Origin of the sequence: Chengkuizengella sediminis (assembly GCF_010078385.1) — a bacterium.
GTDB lineage: Bacteria > Bacillota > Bacilli > Paenibacillales > KCTC-33759 > Chengkuizengella > Chengkuizengella sediminis.
This window is the reverse complement of record NZ_SIJC01000023.1, coordinates 1-1,717: the sequence shown is the minus strand read 5'-3', so window position 1 is coordinate 1,717 and position 1,717 is coordinate 1. Positions and strand designations below refer to the sequence as shown.

Annotated in this window: 2 protein-coding genes; both read right to left on the bottom strand. The window is 36.8% G+C overall.

What is annotated here, in order from left to right; all coding sequences use genetic code 11:
• Nucleotides 1-77: 77 nt before the first annotated feature.
• Entirely contained in the window at nt 78-977 is a 900-nt protein-coding gene (locus EPK97_RS21080) for an IS3 family transposase (protein ID WP_162038586.1), read from the bottom strand.
• Nucleotides 968-1,651 (bottom strand): helix-turn-helix domain-containing protein, encoded by a 684-nt coding sequence (locus EPK97_RS21075; protein WP_162038585.1) that lies wholly within the window; start codon nt 1,649-1,651, stop codon nt 968-970. Before EPK97_RS21075 ends, EPK97_RS21080 begins: the two co-directional genes overlap by 10 nt.
• Nucleotides 1,652-1,717 lie beyond the last annotated feature (66 nt).

Below are 1,717 nucleotides of genomic sequence, written 5' to 3'. Positions count from 1 at the left end.
TGAACTGCCCCCTGTCAAATAGACAGTGGAAATAATATAAAGATGTATGTAGCGTCAATCGACAGATTGGCGCTATTTTATGCAACTGTTGCAGTTAAATAGTGACGATATTCCATTGGTGTCATACCATTTAAACGCTTTTGGTAACGTTGATTGTTATAATAATCCATATAATCATCTACAGCGCTCTCTAAGCTTTCAAAATCACTAAACTTGTACAAATGAAACATTTCAGTTTTGAAAATAGCAAAGAATCCTTCCATAGGTCCATTGTCTATGCATCGTCCAACTCGAGACATGCTTTGTACCATTCCTGCTTGATCAAGCTTTCCTTTAAATATTTTACTTGTATATTGAAAACCACGATCACTATGAAAAAGTGGTTTAGCCTCTGTATAGTTACTCACAGCCTTATCGAAAGTGTGAAATACAAGTGCATTGTTATTCGACTTACCAAGTACATACGAAACAATGCTCCGATCACCAAGATCTAAAATAGCACTCAAATAGGCTTTCTGCCCATTTCCGTATTTTAATTCCGTCACGTCTGTAAGCCATTTTTCATGGATTTGCTTCGCATGAAAATCCCGATTTAGTTTGTTCTCAGCAGTAATTTGAGGTGTCGATTTGATATAAACCTTCCGTTTTCTTCGACATACTGACTTTAAGCCCATTACTTGCATTAGACGATATACTCTTTTATGATTTACAATCGTGTCACTTTCGCGTCGAATTTTTAGGGTCATTTGGCGATAGCCGAGGATACCGTCTCGTTCTTCATAAGCTTCTTTAATTTGTTCCATGAGCTTCTCATTTTCCCGTTCTCTTTGGCTTTTTTCACGATGTAACCATTTGTAATAGGCGGAACGCTGAATATCTAAGAGCTCGCAAAGGGTTGTGATGTGATAATTTTTTTCAGTAGATAGTTCCTGAACAGCACGATATTCTGCCTCATGTTTGACAAGACTTACTCCCACCCTCTTTCGATCTTTTCTAACTTTTTTAACAGTTCATTTTCCATTTCTAAACGTTTATTTTTGGCTTCCAACAGTTTATTTTCTGCTTTAAGTTTTTCTGTTTCGGTAAGTTGACTTGCAGGTTTTCTCTTACCTCTACGATCCAAGAGACCATTGACTCCCGACTTTTCATATTTCATCATCCAATTGCGAACTTGTTGATAGGAAACTTGATATTTTTCAGCTGTCTTACTATAATTCTTATCATTTTTAATACAGTCATTCACAATTTCAATTCGATCTTCTAAAGTGGTAGCTCGTCCTTTAGTCATGGTTTGATATCCTCCCGTGCCTGATGGTTTCATCTCTTCATGACCATTATACTTCATGGTCCATTCCAGTAGTTGTCTTTGTGAACGCAAACCATATTTCATGCTGATTTCTATCGCAGAGCCTTTACCTGTTAGATAGTCTTTCACAGCTTCTGTTTTTAACTCCTTTGAATAGCTGACATGCTTTCGTTGAGGGAGTAGTCCAATTGAGCCTTTTGATCTGTAGAGGCTAACCCATTGTCGAACTGAACTACGAGCTACCGAAAGTTCTTCACATATCGCTTTCATACTCTTAACGCCATTTAAATAATTCCTTACTGCTAAAACCTTCAATTCATATTCAATTTTAGATTTTCTACCCATAATAAAACTCCCCTTATGATAAACAGTTATATTTTTTTAACTGTCTACCGTAAGGGGAGCATATCA